This is a genomic window from Enterobacter sp. PL_is511, assembly GCF_055816065.1.
The window spans coordinates 386,292-403,689 of sequence record NZ_JBVPGP010000024.1 but is presented as its reverse complement, the minus strand read 5'-3'; the positions used below and the strand labels follow the sequence as shown (position 1 = coordinate 403,689).

General features: G+C 53.9%; 12 protein-coding genes and 6 tRNA genes. 14 read left to right on the top strand and 4 right to left on the bottom strand.

The window, feature by feature from the left end:
* Window positions 1-23: 23 nt before the first annotated feature.
* The 3 genes from chiP to nagE all read right to left on the bottom strand — a co-directional run bounded on the left by chiP (window position 24) and on the right by nagE (window position 5,726).
* Window positions 24-1,421, bottom strand: a complete 1,398-nt coding sequence (gene chiP / locus AC0TN7_RS17340; RefSeq protein WP_032649540.1) for a chitoporin ChiP — start codon at window positions 1,419-1,421, stop codon at window positions 24-26.
* A 446-nt stretch (window positions 1,422-1,867) separates the two neighbouring features.
* Complete coding sequence (glnS, locus tag AC0TN7_RS17335) at window positions 1,868-3,535, bottom strand: glutamine--tRNA ligase (RefSeq protein ID WP_061715751.1); 1,668 nt, start codon at window positions 3,533-3,535, stop codon at window positions 1,868-1,870.
* A 169-nt stretch (window positions 3,536-3,704) separates the two neighbouring features.
* Window positions 3,705-5,726: an N-acetylglucosamine-specific PTS transporter subunit IIBC gene (gene nagE / locus AC0TN7_RS17330; protein WP_024907027.1), complete on the bottom strand. Its 2,022-nt coding sequence runs from the start codon at window positions 5,724-5,726 to the stop codon at window positions 3,705-3,707.
* 329 nt (window positions 5,727-6,055) lie between these two features.
* Between nagE and nagB the strand changes: the two genes are divergently transcribed.
* The 11 genes from nagB (at window position 6,056) to AC0TN7_RS17275 (ending at window position 12,817) form a co-directional block, all read left to right on the top strand.
* On the top strand, window positions 6,056-6,856 hold the full coding sequence (nagB, locus tag AC0TN7_RS17325) for a glucosamine-6-phosphate deaminase (RefSeq protein WP_248272875.1): 801 nt from the start codon (window positions 6,056-6,058) through the stop codon (window positions 6,854-6,856).
* Window positions 6,857-6,911: 55 nt separating this feature from the next.
* Window positions 6,912-8,060, top strand: a complete 1,149-nt coding sequence (nagA, locus tag AC0TN7_RS17320) for an N-acetylglucosamine-6-phosphate deacetylase (RefSeq protein ID WP_048991079.1) — start codon at window positions 6,912-6,914, stop codon at window positions 8,058-8,060.
* An 8-nt stretch (window positions 8,061-8,068) separates the two neighbouring features.
* Window positions 8,069-9,289, top strand: a complete 1,221-nt coding sequence (gene nagC / locus AC0TN7_RS17315; protein ID WP_024907025.1) for a DNA-binding transcriptional regulator NagC — start codon at window positions 8,069-8,071, stop codon at window positions 9,287-9,289.
* 45 nt (window positions 9,290-9,334) lie between these two features.
* Complete coding sequence (nagD, locus tag AC0TN7_RS17310; protein WP_023310763.1) at window positions 9,335-10,087, top strand: ribonucleotide monophosphatase NagD; 753 nt, start codon at window positions 9,335-9,337, stop codon at window positions 10,085-10,087.
* Window positions 10,088-10,336: 249 nt separating this feature from the next.
* Window positions 10,337-12,001, top strand: coding sequence for an asparagine synthase B (asnB, locus tag AC0TN7_RS17305; RefSeq protein WP_014069343.1), 1,665 nt, complete (start codon window positions 10,337-10,339; stop codon window positions 11,999-12,001).
* Between the two features lie 226 nt (window positions 12,002-12,227).
* Window positions 12,228-12,304, top strand: a tRNA-Met gene (locus AC0TN7_RS17300).
* An 8-nt stretch (window positions 12,305-12,312) separates the two neighbouring features.
* A tRNA-Leu gene (locus AC0TN7_RS17295) sits at window positions 12,313-12,397 on the top strand.
* A gap of 23 nt (window positions 12,398-12,420) precedes the next feature.
* Window positions 12,421-12,495: transfer RNA gene (locus AC0TN7_RS17290), tRNA-Gln, on the top strand.
* 17 nt (window positions 12,496-12,512) lie between these two features.
* Window positions 12,513-12,589 (top strand) — tRNA-Met (locus tag AC0TN7_RS17285).
* Between the two features lie 42 nt (window positions 12,590-12,631).
* Window positions 12,632-12,706, top strand: a tRNA-Gln gene (locus tag AC0TN7_RS17280).
* A gap of 36 nt (window positions 12,707-12,742) precedes the next feature.
* Window positions 12,743-12,817, top strand: a tRNA-Gln gene (locus tag AC0TN7_RS17275).
* 105 nt (window positions 12,818-12,922) lie between these two features.
* On the opposite strand, the gene ubiF is transcribed toward AC0TN7_RS17275, so the two are convergent.
* Window positions 12,923-14,098 carry a 3-demethoxyubiquinol 3-hydroxylase gene (gene ubiF, locus AC0TN7_RS17270; protein ID WP_463726965.1) on the bottom strand — a complete coding sequence of 392 codons (1,176 nt, stop codon included), beginning with the start codon at window positions 14,096-14,098 and terminating at the stop codon, window positions 12,923-12,925.
* Window positions 14,099-14,233: 135 nt separating this feature from the next.
* Here ubiF and miaB point away from each other — a divergent pair, with 135 nt between their 5' ends.
* From miaB to ybeY, 3 genes are all read left to right on the top strand, one after another.
* Window positions 14,234-15,658, top strand: a complete 1,425-nt coding sequence (gene miaB / locus AC0TN7_RS17265) for a tRNA (N6-isopentenyl adenosine(37)-C2)-methylthiotransferase MiaB (protein WP_024907023.1) — start codon at window positions 14,234-14,236, stop codon at window positions 15,656-15,658.
* Window positions 15,659-15,821: 163 nt separating this feature from the next.
* Window positions 15,822-16,868, top strand: coding sequence for a PhoH family protein (locus tag AC0TN7_RS17260; protein ID WP_202772248.1), 1,047 nt, complete (start codon window positions 15,822-15,824; stop codon window positions 16,866-16,868).
* Window positions 16,865-17,332 carry an rRNA maturation RNase YbeY gene (ybeY, locus tag AC0TN7_RS17255; RefSeq protein WP_032649547.1) on the top strand — a complete coding sequence of 156 codons (468 nt, stop codon included), beginning with the start codon at window positions 16,865-16,867 and terminating at the stop codon, window positions 17,330-17,332. Before AC0TN7_RS17260 ends, ybeY begins: the two co-directional genes overlap by 4 nt.
* The last annotated feature ends 66 nt before the right edge of the window (window positions 17,333-17,398 follow it).

Here is a 17,398-nt window from a genome sequence, read left to right as displayed (position 1 = left end):
GACTCAGCCCGCCAGTGCGTTTATCAGAAGATGGTGAATGGGGCGATAACCATGAATTTCACGTCACGTTCATCCTGGAAGATGTTGCCGTAACCGCCCGCATAGCTCGGGATATCGGAGTGGTTGTCATACTGGGTGAAGTGCAGTTTGAACATCGTGCCTTTCGCGCGGCCATCCTGCAGGGTATAGATTGCATCCAGGCTGTAGGAAGACTCTTTCAGGCGATAGTTGGGATCGTAGTATGCGTCCGGTGTTGCCATATCGGCAGGTTTTGCGTCCCAGGCGTAAGCGTAAGAAGCGCCCACCGCCCAGCCAGGCAGGTTCCAGTTTTTCAGGTCGTACATTGCACCGAAGAAGACCGCTTTCTCGCCGTCGGCGTTGAAGTCTGAGCGGTTATCCCACCAGATATCAAGACGGCCGTTGGAGGAGGCGTAGGTCGGAGTCATACGCTGCAGGAAGTAGCCCTGCTGCCCTTCCGCCTTCACCCATGTGCCTTCCAGACGCAAATCAACCTGGCCAACCTTATAGCCGAAGGTGAGTGCCTGCAGCCACGCGGTGCCGTCATAAATGTCATTGACCCCACCGTTACTGACTTTATCGCGCGTACCGTAGAACTGGTAGCTAGTACTCAGCGGGCTACCCGCGACATCAAACTTATAGCTGGCCTTGGCAAAGTACTGATCGATATAGCCTTGTGCCTGACCAAATGCCGCTTCAAGCACCAGATCGTTTTTGAAGTCGTATTTCGCGCCCAGCGAGTGCAGGTAATCGACTTTGGTTTTTTTATCGTTCTGGTAGAACTTGTCCATCTCGATGTGCCAAGGCGCTTTGTACTCGTTGGTCCACATATAGGAGAAGCTCAACGCACCCGCATCACCGTAGTCAAAGTTAGCCCCCGCTTCCGCACCCTGATAGGTACCCGGCATAAAGCTCCAGTGCGGCGCTAACAGAGTCTGGCCAGTTGGCTGAATATAACCGCCGCGCGCCCATACCGGACCGTATTTAAATTTCGCCGCGGCTTTGTAAAGGCTTATACCGCTCTTATCCCCGGACCAGTCTTCATCATAGGCTTTGTTGCTGGAGGAGAAGGCGATTTCGTTCGGGTGGCCGCTGTCGCCGTTTTCCGCCATTTCAATCGCGGTGAACGCAGCAATATCCAGACCGAACATATCCGCGGCATAGCCTGACTGGAAGTCCAGGTTGGCGTTCCAGGTGGAGTGAGAAAGGTTGGTTTTGTATTTATCTTCAGTGACGTCTTTACGGTCACGCTCACGCTGCCAGTAATAAATACCGCCCGTGAGGGTAGAATCTTCGATGAAACCCGCTGCTTTTGCCTCTGGCGCAATCACCAGGCCCGACATTGCTGTCACACCGGCAATAGCCAGCGCCAGCGCACTACGTTTGCCACTGAACGTACGCATAGATTATTCCTCTTTGACGAATTAAAACGCCTGAAACGGCGTAAATAAAAAAGACCAAATGGTCAGGGGTAGTTTTAAATACCCTCGAATTAACTACCGTCTTTAGGTTATTTTTCGCGACGCGAATTATCAATGCTTTTTAGCGGACAAAAGTCAGGATTATGACGAAGTGCACATAATTGGTAGTGCTTTGTAACATTTACGGGAAGGCGAGGAATGACGGGGAATTATCAGGTATTTCAGTGGGTAGACGTGGAATCTTTTTCCATTTATGTAACATTTTTGATTTTCGCAATGGCACAAACTTTTTTTTAAAAAATAAGTAGCACCTCATTGACCTGATATTTTCATGACGCCTCTTTAAGCCCTGGCTTAATACTCTGATCGTTAAATAAAAAAACGCCGCACAGTGCGGCGTTTGTCTCTCATTGACCAGAGCAGCAATATTATTCGCCGATCTTCGTCCAGGTATCACGCAGACCTACAGTACGGTTAAATACTGGTTTTTCCGCGGTGCTGTAACGGCTGTCCAGGCAGAAGTAACCTTCACGTTCGAACTGGAACGCTTTGCCCGCTTCAGCGGCTTTCAGAGAAGGTTCCGCATAACCCTGCTTGATCACCAGCGATTCCGGGTTGATGGTCGCCAGGAAGTCTTCCGCCGCACCCGGGTTAGGCACGCTGAACAGACGATCGTACAGACGAATTTCTACCGACAGCGCGTGGGATGCGCTCACCCAGTGGATAACGCCCTTCACTTTACGGCCGTCAGCAGGATCTTTGCTCAGCGTTTCAGCGTCATAAGAACAGAAGATGGTGGTGATATTCCCTTCCGCATCTTTTTCAACGCGCTCGGCTTTGATGACGTAAGCATTACGCAGACGCACTTCTTTACCCAGCACCAGACGCTTGTACTGCTTGTTGGCTTCTTCGCGGAAGTCAGCGCGGTCAATCCAGATCTCGCCGCTGAACGGCACGTCACGGCTTCCCATTTCCGGTTTGTTCGGATGGTTAGGCATGGAGACCAGCTCGCTTTCACCCTGCGGATAGTTTTCGATGACCAGTTTCACCGGGTCGATAACCGCCATCGCGCGCGGGGCGTTTTCGTTGAGATCTTCACGAATGCAGGATTCCAGGGAAGCCATCTCAATGGTGTTATCCTGTTTGGTCACGCCGATACGTTTGCAGAACTCACGAATAGACGCGGCAGTGTAACCACGACGACGCAGACCAGAAATGGTAGGCATACGCGGGTCATCCCAGCCCTCAACGTGCTTGTCGGTCACCAGCAGGTTCAGCTTACGCTTGGACATCACGGTGTATTCCAGATTCAGACGAGAGAACTCGTACTGGCGCGGGTGCACAGGAATGGTGATGTTATCCAGCACCCAGTCGTACAGACGACGGTTATCCTGGAACTCCAGCGTACACAGCGAGTGAGTGATGCCTTCCAGCGCATCGCTGATGCAGTGGGTAAAGTCGTACATCGGGTAGATGCACCACTTGTTACCGGTCTGGTGGTGTTCTGCGAACTTGATACGGTACAGCACCGGATCGCGCATCACGATGAACGGAGACGCCATGTCAATTTTGGCACGCAGGCACGCTTTGCCTTCCTCGAAGCCGCCAGCACGCATTTTTTCAAACAGCGCCAGGTTCTCTTCCACGCTGCGATCGCGGAATGGGCTGTTTTTGCCCGGCGCGGTCAGCGTACCGCGGTATTCGCGGATTTCGTCAGCAGACAGCTCGTCGACATACGCCAGACCTTTGTTGATAAGCTCTACCGCATAGGCGTACAGCTGATCGAAATAGTCAGAGGAGTAGCAGATGTCGCCAGACCAGTTGAAGCCCAGCCACTGCACGTCGTTCTTAATGGACTCAACGTATTCGATGTCTTCTTTTACTGGGTTGGTGTCATCGAAACGCAGGTTGCACTGGCCCTGGTAGTCCTGGGCAATGCCAAAGTTCAGGCAGATAGATTTTGCATGCCCGATGTGCAGGTAGCCGTTCGGCTCCGGCGGGAAACGGGTATGGATTGTGGTGTGCTTACCACTGGCCAGATCTTCATCGATGATCTGACGAATAAAGTTACTCGGGCGGGCTTCTGCCTCACTCATCGTGGATTCCTCAAAGCGTAAACAACGTATAACGGCGTATGATCTTATAAGCCGGACGTAGTGACAACCCTTAAAACGTCTCTGAAGAAAATAATGGGGGCATTTGCTGCAAAAAAAAGCGGCGGAGGATATCCCCCGCCGCTTAAGGCATGACTCTACTCAGGAGCGATTACTTGCCTTTAATCTCATACAGCGGTGTTTGACCCGCAACAACCTGACCTTTAGCCTGGATAACCAGACCGCTGAAGTCGTCAATGTTGCTGCAAACAACCGGGCTTATCATGGAGCGTGCGTTGGCGTTCAGGAAGTCCAGATCCATTTCCAGAATCGGCTGCCCTGCCACCACTTCAGCGCCCTCTTCCACCAGGCGAGTAAAGCCCTGACCGTTCAGCGCAACGGTATCGATACCCATATGGACAACGATCTCCGCACCATTTTCGGTTTCGAGGCAGAACGCGTGGTTGGTGTTGAAGATTTTCACGATGGTACCGGCCGCCGGAGACACAACGGTTTTTTCCGTTGGTTTCACCGCCACACCGTCACCGACCGCTTTGCTGGCGAAGGCTTCGTCAGGCACTTGCTCAATCGCAACGACTTCACCTGTTACCGGTGAAACCAGCGCGGCTACCGTTTTGGCGTTAGGTACTGCCTGCGGTTTTGCAGCCGCTGGCGCGGCGGCAGGTGCGGCAGAAGCTTCTGCTGCGGCTACCGGACCGGTGGTTTTCATGGCGTTAGCAATTTTCTCTGCCACGAAGCCAACGATAATCTGCACGCTGGTTTTGTTCAGGCGGATAACACCGGAGGCACCCAGACGTTTGGCCAGCGCTTCGTTCACCAGGGAAGAATCTTTCACGTTCAGACGCAGACGGGTGATACAGGCGTCGATACCGGTCAGGTTGTCAGAACCGCCAACAGCGGCGATGTACTGACGCGCCAGACCTGAAACGTCCTGATCCTGAGCACCGCTCACGTTCACATCCTGACCATCCGCTTCGCTACCGGCCACGGCCAGCTCACGACCCGGGGTCATCAGGTTGAATTTGGTGATAGTGAAACGGAACACCATGTAGTAGATCGCGAAGAACACCAGACCTTGTGGAATCAGCATCCACCAGTGTGTTGCCAGCGGGTTACGGGAAGAAAGCACCATATCCACCAGACCCGCACTGAAGCCGAAACCGGCAATCCAGTGCATGCTGGCAGCGATGAACACGGAGATACCGGTCAGCACAGCGTGGATCACATACAGAACTGGCGCCACGAACATGAAGGAGAACTCCAGCGGCTCGGTGATACCGGTGAAGAAGGCCGCGAACGCCCCCGCCATCATGATACCCAGCACTTTCGCTTTGTTCTCTGGACGTGCGCAGTGGTAGATAGCCAGCGCAGCTCCCGGCAGACCAAACATCATGATCGGGAAGAAGCCAGCCTGGTAACGACCGGTGATACCGACAACCGCTTTACCTGCTTCGATGGACTGTGCGCCACCCAGGAAGTTAGGAATATCGTTAATACCGGCAACATCGAACCAGAATACAGAGTTCAGCGCGTGGTGCAGACCGACCGGGATCAGCAGACGGTTAAAGAACGCGTACACGCCCGCACCGACAGAACCCAGTTTCTGGATGTGCTCACCGAAGTTCACCAGACCGTCGAAGATCATCGGCCAGACGTACATCATGATGAACGCAACAACGATCATCACAAACGAGGTCAGGATGGGGACCAGACGGCGGCCGCTAAAGAAGGAGAGCGCTTTTGGCAGCTCTACGCTGCTGAAGCGGTTATACAGTTCAGCGGAGATGATACCCACAAGGATACCGACAAACTGGTTACTGATCTTACCAAATGCCGCCGGAACCTGGTCCGCCGGGATTTTTTGGATCATGGCCACCGCTGCCGGTGAGCAGAGAGTGGTTAACACAAGGAAACCGACAAAACCGGTCAGCGCAGCGGCGCCGTCTTTGTCTTTGGACATACCATAAGCCACACCAATAGCAAACAACACGGACATGTTGTCGATAATGGCAGAGCCCGACTTGATAAAGAACGCCGCCAGCGCGCTGGTATTACCCCAGCCGTTGGGGTCGATCCAGTAGCCGACACCCATCAGGATGGCTGCGGCAGGCAGCGTGGCGACCGGCACCATCAGTGCGCGACCAACCTTTTGTAAATAACCTAGAATACTCACTTTCTTCCCCCTATGAGACCCCGTTTAAGGCATGTTCTCAGCTCTGTTTTTTTATTGTGTCACGAACTATAGATACAGTTGATGATTCACTGGCATTGTGAGTGTGTGAAAAATTAATTCGTATCGCAAATTAAACGCGTACTTTTTGTGATTTTTGTCACCAAATATCGTTATTCACCCTCCCTTATACTGGCTAACAGCGAAAACTTATTTTATCATTCAAAAAATCAAGACGGATTGATCCGGCCTGAAAGTTTCCAGGTTACGCTTAAGTATCAGGTTCCGATAGCCATCCGCCCACTCTTCTACTTTAACTCTCGAGGTGAACAATGAGACTGATTCCCCTGGCAACTGCTGAACAAGTTGGTAAATGGGCCGCTCGCCATATCGTAAACCGCATTAACGCATTCAAGCCGACTGCCGATCGTCCTTTCGTTCTTGGACTTCCAACAGGCGGCACGCCGCTGACAGCCTATAAGGCGCTGGTTGAGATGCATAAAGCAGGCCAGGTTAGCTTCAAACATGTTGTCACCTTCAATATGGATGAATACGTTGGCTTACCGAAAGACCACCCGGAAAGCTACCATAGCTTTATGCACCGCAATTTCTTTGATCACGTTGATATTCCATCTGAAAATATTAACCTGCTGAATGGAAACGCGCCGGATATTGACGCAGAATGCCGTCAGTATGAAGAAAAAATCCGTTCTTACGGTAAGATCCACCTGTTCATGGGTGGTGTAGGTAATGATGGTCATATCGCGTTTAACGAACCGGCGTCATCTCTGGCTTCCCGCACCCGTATTAAAACGCTGACCCATGACACGCGCGTGGCAAACTCCCGCTTCTTTGACGGCGATGTTAACCAGGTTCCAAAATACGCCCTGACCGTAGGCGTAGGCACCCTGCTGGATGCCGAAGAAGTGATGATTCTGGTGCTGGGCGGCGTGAAAGCGCAGGCGCTCCAGGCTGCCGTTGAAGGCAACGTTAACCATATGTGGACCATCAGCTGCCTGCAGCTGCATCCGAAATCCGTCATCGTCTGTGACGAACCGTCCACGATGGAGCTGAAGGTAAAAACGCTGAAATACTTCAACGAGTTAGAAGCCGAGAATATCAAAGATCTGTAATTGAATAACCGCCTCTTCATCAGGAGGCGGCCGCTTTTTTTAACCGGGGGTCGTTATGTACGCTTTAACCCACGGTCGGATTTATACCGGCCATGAAATTCTGGATGACCATGCGATTGTTATCGCTGATGGCCTGATTGAACGTGTTTGCCCGCTGGCAGAACTGCCGCCGGAGATTGAACAGCGCTCACTCAATGGAGCAGTAATCTCCCCCGGTTTCATCGACGTTCAGCTCAACGGCTGCGGCGGTGTGCAATTCAATGATACCGCCGAGGCGGTAACGGTCGAAACGCTGGAGATCATGCAAAAAGCCAATGAGAAATCGGGCTGCACCAGCTATCTGCCAACGCTCATCACCAGCAGTGATGAGCTGATGAAGCAGGGTATCCGCGTGATGCGTGAATATCTGGCCAAACATCCTAATCAGGCGCTGGGTCTGCACCTTGAAGGGCCATGGCTGAACATGGTCAAGAAAGGAACGCATAACCCGAATTACGTGCGTAAGCCTGATGCGGAGCTGGTTGACTACATGTGTGCCAACGCCGATGTGATCACCAAAGTGACGCTGGCACCTGAAATGACGGGTACGGATGTCATCAGCAAACTTGCTGCCGCCGGGATTATCGTTTCAGCCGGTCACTCAAACGCGACGCTGAAAGAAGCGAAAGCCGGTTTCCGCGCGGGCATTACCTTCGCGACGCACCTTTACAACGCCATGCCGTATATCACAGGCCGTGAACCGGGTCTGGTCGGGGCGATTCTGGATGAGCCAGACGTCTACTGCGGTATTATTGCTGACGGCTTACACGTTGATTACACCAACATTCGCAATGCTAAGCGGCTGAAAGGTGACAAGCTTTGTCTGGTGACGGATGCCACTGCACCGGCAGGTGCAAATATTGAGCAGTTCATTTTTGCCGGTAAAACAATATACTACCGCAATGGACTGTGTGTGGATGAAAACGGTACGCTGAGTGGTTCCTCTTTGACCATGATTGAAGGGGTGCGTAACCTGGTTGAGCATTGCGGGATTGCGCTTGATGAAGTCCTGCGTATGGCAACCCTTTATCCGGCTCGCGCAATGGGCGTGGATAAACAGCTCGGCGGAATTGCACCAGGTATGGTTGCAAACCTGACGGCATTCACACACGATTATAAAATTATTAAGACCATCGTTAATGGTAACGAGGTCGTCACTGAGTAAGTAAAAGTATGACACCTGGCGGACAAGCTCAAATCGGTAATGTCGATCTCGTTAAACAACTTAACAGTGCGGCGGTATATCGCCTGATTGACCAACACGGACCCATCTCGCGAATTCAGATAGCCGAACAAAGCCAGCTTGCACCCGCCAGCGTGACAAAAATTACCCGCCAGCTTATTGAGCGCGGTCTGATCAAAGAAGTCGATCAGCAGGCCTCCACCGGCGGCCGTCGCGCCATCTCCATTATTACTGAAACCCGTAATTTTCAGGCAATTGGCGTCCGTCTGGGCCGTCATGACACCACGCTCACGCTATACGATCTGAGCAGTAAAGCCATCGCGGAAGAGCACTACCCTCTTCCGGAGCGCACCCAGGAGACGCTGGAGCATGCGCTGCTGAATACCATCGCGCAGTTTATTGAAAGCTGTCAGCGCAAGATCCGCGAACTCATCGCTATCTCCGTAATTCTGCCCGGCCTGGTCGACCCGGAAAGCGGCGTGATCCGCTATATGCCGCACATTCCGGTTGAAAACTGGGGGCTGGTCGATGCGCTGGAAAAGCGTTTTAAAGTGACCTGCTTTGTGGGCCACGATATTCGCTCGCTGGCGCTGGCGGAGCACTACTTTGGTGCGAGTCAGGACTGTGAAGACTCTATTCTGGTGCGCGTTCACCGCGGAACGGGCGCGGGCATTATCTCTAACGGCCGTATTTTTATTGGTCGCAACGGTAACGTCGGTGAGATTGGCCACATTCAGGTTGAGCCCCTTGGGGAGCGCTGCCACTGCGGCAATTTCGGCTGTCTTGAAACCATCGCCGCCAACACGGCCATCGAGCAGCGCGTCCGCCATCTGCTTGAACAGGGTTACCAAAGCCGCGTCACGCTGGACGACTGCAAAATAGGCACCATCTGCAAAGCCGCTAATAAAGGCGACGCGCTGGCCTGTGAAGTAATCGAGCAGGTGGGGCGCCATCTGGGGAAAACTATCGCCATCGCCATTAACCTGTTTAACCCACAAAAAGTGGTGATCGCCGGTGAAATTGTGGAAGCGGAAAAGGTGCTGCTCCCCGCGATTGAAGGCTGTATTAACACCCAGGCGCTGAAAGCATTCCGCCAGAATCTTCCGGTGGTTCGTTCAAAGCTTGACCATCGCTCGGCGATTGGCGCGTTCGCGCTGGTCAAACGCGCCATGCTCAACGGAATTCTGCTGCAGCATTTGCTGGAAAGTTGATCGGACCTTATAGTAACGCCTTCTTTTTTTAATGTCGGACTGTCCATGACCATTAAGAATGTAATTTGTGATATCGACGGCGTGCTGATGCACGACAACGTTGCCGTGCCGGGTGCAGCGGAGTTTCTTCACCGCATCATCGACAAAGGAATGCCTCTGGTTCTTCTCACGAACTACCCTTCTCAGACCGGTCAGGATCTGGCAAACCGTTTTGCCACGGCAGGTGTCGATGTCCCGGACAGCGTGTTTTATACCTCGGCGATGGCCACTGCGGATTTTCTGAAGCGTCAGGAAGGGAAAAAAGCCTACGTGGTGGGTGAAGGTGCGCTGATCCATGAACTATACAAAGCGGGCTTTACCATCACCGACGTCAACCCGGACTTTGTGATTGTTGGCGAAACGCGATCCTTTAACTGGGAGATGATGCATAAAGCTGCATACTTTGTCGCCAGTGGCGCACGCTTTATCGCCACCAACCCGGATACCCACGGCCGCGGTTTTTATCCGGCCTGTGGCGCGCTGTGTGCCGGTATCGAAAAAATCTCTGGCCGTCAGCCGTTCGTTGTCGGGAAACCGAGCCCGTGGATCATTCGTGCCGCGCTAAACAAGATGCAGGCCCACTCAGAAGAAACCGTTATTGTCGGCGACAACCTGCGCACCGATATTCTGGCCGGTTTCCAGGCGGGTCTGGAGACAATTCTGGTCCTCTCTGGCGTCTCTCAGCTTGATGACATTGATTCGATGCCGTTCCGGCCAAGCTGGATTTACCCCTCCGTCGACGAAATCGACATTATCTGATTCCGAACCACGCCTCAGGGCGTGGTTTTTTATTTTCTCGCCTGTAAAACACAACTGCATCTAACGGAAAAGCACTTTCATTGCATAATCATCAATAAAAGCGCTCACGACATACGCATTTTTCACAGATCGGCAACCGCCATTGCACTATTTACGTTTTCACCCGTAAAACGCTTGCGCGCCCTGCCCCTTTGCGGCATTTTCATAAGCAAGCAACATTACAAAGCAACAGGGTTAACGGAGAAGGTTATGTGTTCAATTTTTGGCGTACTGGATATTAAAACTGACGCAGGTGAACTGCGTAAAAAGGCACTCGAACTGTCCCGCCTGATGCGCCATCGCGGACCGGACTGGTCAGGCGTTTACGCCAGTGACAAAGCGATTCTGGCTCACGAACGTCTGTCTATTGTTGACGTCAACGCCGGTGCACAGCCGCTCTATAACGAGAAAAAAACGCACGCGCTGGCTGTCAACGGTGAGATCTACAACCACCAGGCGCTGCGCGCCGAATACGGCGACCGCTACGCGTTCCAGACCGGTTCTGACTGTGAAGTGATCCTGGCGCTTTATCAGGAGAAAGGGCCTGAGTTCCTGGACGACCTGCAGGGCATGTTCGCCTTCGCGCTGTACGACAGCGAAAAAGACGCTTACCTGATTGGCCGCGACCATATCGGCATTATCCCGCTGTACATGGGCCACGATGAGCATGGCAACTTCTACGTTGCCTCTGAAATGAAAGCCCTGGTACCGGTCTGCCGCACCATCAAAGAGTTCCCGGCAGGCAGCTACCTGTGGAGCAAAGACGGCGAGATCCGTCAATATTATCAGCGTGACTGGTTCGATTTCGACGCGGTAAAAGACAACGTCACGGACAAAGCCGAGCTGCGTCAGGCGCTGGAAGATTCCGTGAAAAGCCACCTGATGTCCGACGTGCCGTACGGCGTGCTGCTCTCCGGCGGTCTGGACTCCTCCGTGATCTCCGCGATCACCAAGAAATTCGCGGCCCGTCGCGTGGAAGATCAGGAGCGCTCAGAAGCCTGGTGGCCACAGCTGCACTCCTTTGCCGTGGGCCTGGAAGGCGCGCCTGACCTGAAAGCCGCGCAGGAAGTGGCAAACCACCTCGGCACCGTGCACCATGAAATTCACTTCACCGTGCAGGAAGGTCTGGATGCGATCCGCGATGTGATCTATCACATTGAAACCTATGACGTGACCACCATCCGCGCCTCGACCCCGATGTACCTGATGTCACGTAAGATCAAAGCGATGGGCATCAAGATGGTGCTCTCCGGTGAAGGTTCTGACGAAGTGTTTGGCGGCTACCTGTACTTCCACAAAGCGCCGAATGCCAAAGAGCTGCACGAAGAGACCGTGCGCAAACTGCAGGCGTTGCACATGTTCGACTGTGCGCGTGCCAACAAAGCGATGTCCGCCTGGGGCGTGGAAGCGCGCGTGCCGTTCCTGGATAAGAAATTCCTCGACGTGGCGATGCGCATCAACCCGCAGGACAAGATGTGCGGCAACGGCAAAATGGAAAAACATATCCTGCGTGAATGTTTTGAATCCTACCTGCCGGCGAGCGTGGCGTGGCGTCAGAAAGAGCAGTTCTCTGATGGCGTAGGTTATAGCTGGATCGACACCCTGAAAGAGGTCGCGGCGAAACAGGTTTCTGACCAACAGCTGGAAACCGCAAGCTTCCGCTTCCCGTACAACACGCCGGGTTCGAAAGAAGCATATCTCTACCGTGAAATTTTTGAAGAATTGTTCCCGGTACCGAGCGCTGCGGAGTGTGTGCCGGGTGGCCCGTCCGTCGCCTGCTCGTCTGCCAAAGCGATTGAATGGGATGAATCGTTCAAATCCATGAACGATCCGTCAGGACGTGCGGTAGGCGTTCACCAGTCAGCCTACAAATAATCGCGTATTTCATCATCAGGCCCTGCGGGGCCTGATTTTTTTTGCCCCGCTTTTGCACAGCTAAAAACGATTAATAACCAATAATTGCCGAATATTCGGTCACGCTGTTCGCAACCTAACCAAACAGTCACATTCCGGCTATTTTCGTTGAAAAAGGTGTTGACGCTGCAAGGGTCTATACGCATAATGCGCCCCGCAACGCCGATAAGGTAACGCGAAAAAAGATGGCTACGTAGCTCAGTTGGTTAGAGCACATCACTCATAATGATGGGGTCACAGGTTCGAATCCCGTCGTAGCCACCATCTTTTTTGCGGGAGTGGCGAAATTGGTAGACGCACCAGATTTAGGTTCTGGCGCCGCAAGGTGTGCGAGTTCAAGTCTCGCCTCCCGCACCATTCCCGGGTAAGCGTTGCACGGATGGGGTATCGCCAAGCGGTAAGGCACCGGTTTTTGATACCGGCATTCCCTGGTTCGAATCCAGGTACCCCAGCCATCGAAGATTGCAGTACTGGCTACGTAGCTCAGTTGGTTAGAGCACATCACTCATAATGATGGGGTCACAGGTTCGAATCCCGTCGTAGCCACCAAATTTAGATTATCGATGTTGTTCGGTAATGAAAAAAAATTGTTGGGGTATCGCCAAGCGGTAAGGCACCGGATTCTGATTCCGGCATTCCGAGGTTCGAATCCTCGTACCCCAGCCAATTTAAAAAGTCGTTAAGCAGTTTGTTTAACGCAATTGGGGTGTCGCCAAGCGGTAAGGCTCTGGTTTCTGATACCAGCATTCCGGGGTTCGAATCCCTGCACCCCAGCCACTTAGTAACAAAAAAGCCCGCTCTGCGGGCTTTTTTGTTTTGTACAGAATTGTGCGGCCTGATGCCCTCACCCTGGCCCTCTCCCACGGGGAGAGGGAAAAAAGTTTAGAGTCCGAGGGCGTACTTCAGGGCCTGACGCTTCAGACCACCGGCGCGTTCCGCTGCCATCAGGCCAATATTACGCAGAATGCGCACCGGGGCCAGGTCATTGCTGAACCCGGCATAGAACAGATCCATTCCCGACTGCATGATGAAATTGTCCGCCATGCGCCGCGTCTGATAACGCTTTAGCACCTGATGGCTGGCCCAGTTTTCCGCGTGTCCGCGGGCGCTGCCCAGCACATCCAGTAATGCATCGACGTCGCGATACCCCAGGTTCACGCCCTGCCCGGCCAGCGGATGAATGGTGTGTGCCGCATCGCCCACCAGCGCCAGCCCTTCACGGGCATACTGCAAAGCGTGACGGCGCGTGAGCGGGAACGCCCCGGCGGCGGCCGGCGTAACGTTGCCCAGGCGGCTCGGGAAGTGCAGGCGGATTTCCCGCTGCAATTGTTCCATTGAAAGCCCCTGCAGCTGGCGAATACGCGCCGGTTTGTCGTACCACACCAGCGACGCCCAGTTATCAAACAGCGGTAAAAAGGCGTGCGGGCCGTTCGGCGTAAAGTGCTGCCAGGTGCTTTCTCCCGGTGCATTCTCGCACTCAACGGTAATCAGCATGCAGGACTGCTCATACTGCCAGGCATGAACCCCAATACCCGCCATCTGTCTGACCTGCGAGTTAGCGCCGTCCGCCCCAACGACCAGCTTCACGGCCAGTTCATCGCCGCTGTCGAGCGTCAGTAGATAGCCGCTCTCGTGAGGATGCAGTGCCTTAATCGAGGCCGGAAAACGCAGCGTCACCTTCGGATGTGTCTCCAGCGCCTGCCAGAGCGCCAGCTGGAGCACGTTGTTTTCCACCATATAACCCAGGCGCGGCAGCTTCAGCTCAGCGGCATCAAACGCAACGTGGGCATTTTCCCACTCCCAGGTTTCAAGACGGCTGTAAGGATGGGCGCGCATTGCCAGCACCGCCTCCCAGACGCCCAGCCCGCGTAGCAGATCGACGGAAGCCGCGCTGATCGCGGAAATGCGCACATCCGGTTTGCTAGCGGGATCGAAGGCCGGCGGAGCCGCCTGTTCGATTACCGTTACCTCAAATCCCTGCTGCGCCAGCCCCAGCGCCAGCGCGCCGCCGACCATACCGCCGCCGACAACGGCAACTTCGGTGTGTAGGAGTGTCATGGTCAATTTTCCTTATTGGAGAATCCCTTAAGTTTACCGGATTTTTGCGGTCCTGAGACACATAACCTTCATACTGGTCACAACCCCACCAAAGCATTACAATACGCGGCTTGCAATCCTGAGCTGAGCAAGTCGATGACTAAAAAACTCCATATAAAAACCTGGGGCTGTCAGATGAACGAATACGATTCATCCAAGATGGCCGATCTGCTGGATTCAACCCACGGATACCAGCTGACAGAAAATGTGAAAGAAGCGGACGTGCTGCTGCTGAACACCTGTTCGATTCGTGAAAAAGCGCAGGAAAAAGTCTTTCACGTGTTAGGCCGCTGGAAGCTTCTCAAGCGAAAAAATCCGGACCTGATCATCGGCGTGGGTGGCTGCGTTGCGTCGCAGGAAGGCAAGCTGATCCGCCAGAGAGCCCCGTATGTGGATATTGTCTTTGGCCCTCAGACCCTGCACCGCCTGCCCGAGATGATCAACCAGGTTCGCGGCAACCGCAGCCCGGTCGTTGACGTCAGCTTCCCGGAAATCGAAAAGTTTGACCGTCTGCCTGAGCCGCGCGCCGATGGCCCGACCGCCTTCGTCTCGATCATGGAAGGCTGCAACAAATACTGTACTTACTGCGTGGTACCGTACACCCGTGGTGAAGAGGTCAGCCGCCCGGCAGATGACATTCTGTTTGAAATCGCACAGCTTGCCGCGCAGGGCGTTCGCGAAGTGAACCTGCTGGGCCAGAACGTTAACGCCTGGCGCGGGGAAAACTACGACGGCACCACCGGCAGCTTTGCCGAACTGCTGCGTCTGGTGGCCGCGATTGACGGTATCGACCGCATTCGCTTTACCACCAGCCATCCGATGGAATTTACCGACGACATTATTGACGTCTATCGCGATACGCCAGAGCTGGTGAGCTTCCTGCACCTGCCGATTCAGTGCGGCTCTGACCGCGTGCTGAACCTGATGGGCCGCCCGCATACGGTGCTGGAGTACAAGTCCACCATCCGCAAGCTGCGTGAAGCGCGTCCGGATATCCAGATTAGCTCCGACTTTATCGTCGGCTTCCCTGGCGAAACCGCTGATGACTTCGAGCGCACCATGAAGCTCATCGGTGAAGTGAATTTTGACGTCAGCTACAGCTTCATCTTCTCTGCGCGTCCGGGAACACCGGCGGCCGATATGGTTGACGATGTTCCGGAAGAAGAGAAGAAACAGCGTCTGTATATTCTGCAGGAGCGTATCCTTCAGCAGGCCAACGCCTGGAGCCGCCGCATGCTCGGCACCGTTCAGCGCATTCTGGTGGAAGGCACCTCACGCAAGAGCATTATGGAACTGTCCGGTCGTACCGAGAACAACCGCGTAGTGAACTTTGAAGGCACCCCGGATATGATCGGTAAATTCGTAGACGTCGAGATTGTCGAAGTGCTGACCAACTCGCTGCGCGCGAAGGTAGTCCGCACCGAGGACGAAATGGGCCTGCGCATTGCCGAGTCACCGGAATCCGTGATCTCGCGTACCCGTAAAGAAAACGATTCTGGCGTTGGGATTTACCAGCCTTAATCCTCATGGCCTGCCCTTCCGGCAGGCCTTGTATTTCCTCTCATCGTCCCCAATATCTTCCGCAACGCTTGCGCCTTTATTCTGTGGCGTGAATAATTTCGGTAATGACCGTTTTATTACGTCCTGTCGCAACGGATCGGTTAACCAATTAAAGAGGAACAGTTTGAACATAGATACGCGTGAAATTAGCCTTGAGCCAGCAGACAACGCTCGCCTGCTGAGCCTGTGCGGGCCGTTTGATGACAATATCAAACAACTGGAGCGACGTCTGGGTATCGAAATCAATCGTCGCGATAATCATTTCAAACTTACCGGACGCCCTATCTGCGTCAACGCCGCTGCGGATATTCTGCGTAGCCTGTATGTTGATACCGCCCCAATGCGCGGTGAAATTCAGGATATCGAACCGGAACAGATCCACCTCGCGATTAAAGAGGCGCGCGTGCTTGAGCAGAGCGCGGAGAGCGTCCCGGACTACGGCAAGGCCATTAACATCAAGACCAAACGTGGCGTCATTAAGCCGCGTACGCCAAACCAGGCGCAGTACATCGCCAATATCCTCGACCACGACATCACCTTCGGGGTGGGTCCGGCGGGGACGGGTAAAACCTATCTCGCCGTTGCCGCGGCGGTCGATGCGCTGGAACGTCAGGAAATCCGCCGTATCCTGCTGACCCGCCCTGCCGTTGAAGCCGGTGAAAAACTGGGCTTCCTGCCAGGCGATCTAAGCCAGAAGGTCGACCCGTATCTGCGTCCTTTATACGATGCGCTGTTCGAAATGCTGGGCTTTGAGAAGGTCGAGAAGCTCATTGAACGTAACGTTATCGAAGTTGCCCCGCTCGCCTACATGCGCGGCCGTACGCTGAATGATGCGTTCATCATTCTCGATGAGAGCCAGAACACCACCATTGAACAGATGAAGATGTTCCTGACGCGTATTGGCTTTAACTCGAAGGCGGTGATTACCGGCGACGTCACTCAGATTGACCTGCCGCGCAGCACTAAATCCGGCCTGCGCCACGCCATTGAGGTGCTGGCCGAGGTCGACGAAATCAGCTTTAACTTCTTCCACAGTGAAGACGTGGTACGCCACCCGGTGGTCGCGCGTATCGTTAATGCCTATGAAGCCTGGGAAGAGGCGGATCAGAAGCGTAAGGCCGAACTGGCCGCAGAACGTAAGCGCGAAGCGCAGGAGCAAGAACAGAAATGAGTCAGGTGATCCTCGATTTACAGCTGGCCTGTGAAAACAATTCCGGCATGCCAGATGAGGCACAGTTTCAGACATGGCTGGATGCCGTTATTCCTCAGTTTCAGGAAGAATCAGAAGTTACGATTCGCCTGGTGGATGAAGCGGAAAGCCATGAGCTTAACCTGACCTATCGCGGGAAAGATAAGCCGACCAACGTGCTCTCTTTCCCGTTCGAAGCGCCGCCGGGCATAGAGATGCCGCTATTGGGCGATCTGATCATCTGCCGTCAGGTGGTTGAGCAGGAAGCCAAAGAGCAGCAAAAGCCGCTTGAGGCCCACTGGGCGCATATGGTGGTACACGGCAGCCTGCATCTGCTCGGCTACGATCATATTGAAGACGACGAAGCGGAAGAGATGGAGTCCCTCGAGACAGAGATAATGCTTGCTCTGGGCTATGAGGATCCGTACATTGCCGAGAAAGAATAGTCCGTCACCTGACGGACTCCCCTGCCGCCACGAAAGGACATCGCGTGGCGGTAAACGTTGAACTAA

What these genes read in the sequence shown, in the direction of transcription:
- chiP (WP_032649540.1), bottom strand. Translation starts at nt 1,421, where the DNA reads ATGCGTACGTTCAGTGGCAAACGTAGTGCGCTGGCGCTGGCTATTGCC.
- nagB (WP_248272875.1), top strand. Translation starts at nt 6,056, where the DNA reads ATGAGACTGATTCCCCTGGCAACTGCTGAACAAGTTGGTAAATGGGCC.
- glnS (WP_061715751.1), bottom strand. Translation starts at nt 3,535, where the DNA reads ATGAGTGAGGCAGAAGCCCGCCCGAGTAACTTTATTCGTCAGATCATC.
- nagC (WP_024907025.1), top strand. Translation starts at nt 8,069, where the DNA reads ATGACACCTGGCGGACAAGCTCAAATCGGTAATGTCGATCTCGTTAAA.
- miaB (WP_024907023.1), top strand. Translation starts at nt 14,234, where the DNA reads ATGACTAAAAAACTCCATATAAAAACCTGGGGCTGTCAGATGAACGAA.
- nagD (WP_023310763.1), top strand. Translation starts at nt 9,335, where the DNA reads ATGACCATTAAGAATGTAATTTGTGATATCGACGGCGTGCTGATGCAC.
- ybeY (WP_032649547.1), top strand. Translation starts at nt 16,865, where the DNA reads ATGAGTCAGGTGATCCTCGATTTACAGCTGGCCTGTGAAAACAATTCC.
- ubiF (WP_463726965.1), bottom strand. Translation starts at nt 14,098, where the DNA reads ATGACACTCCTACACACCGAAGTTGCCGTTGTCGGCGGCGGTATGGTC.
- asnB (WP_014069343.1), top strand. Translation starts at nt 10,337, where the DNA reads ATGTGTTCAATTTTTGGCGTACTGGATATTAAAACTGACGCAGGTGAA.
- nagA (WP_048991079.1), top strand. Translation starts at nt 6,912, where the DNA reads ATGTACGCTTTAACCCACGGTCGGATTTATACCGGCCATGAAATTCTG.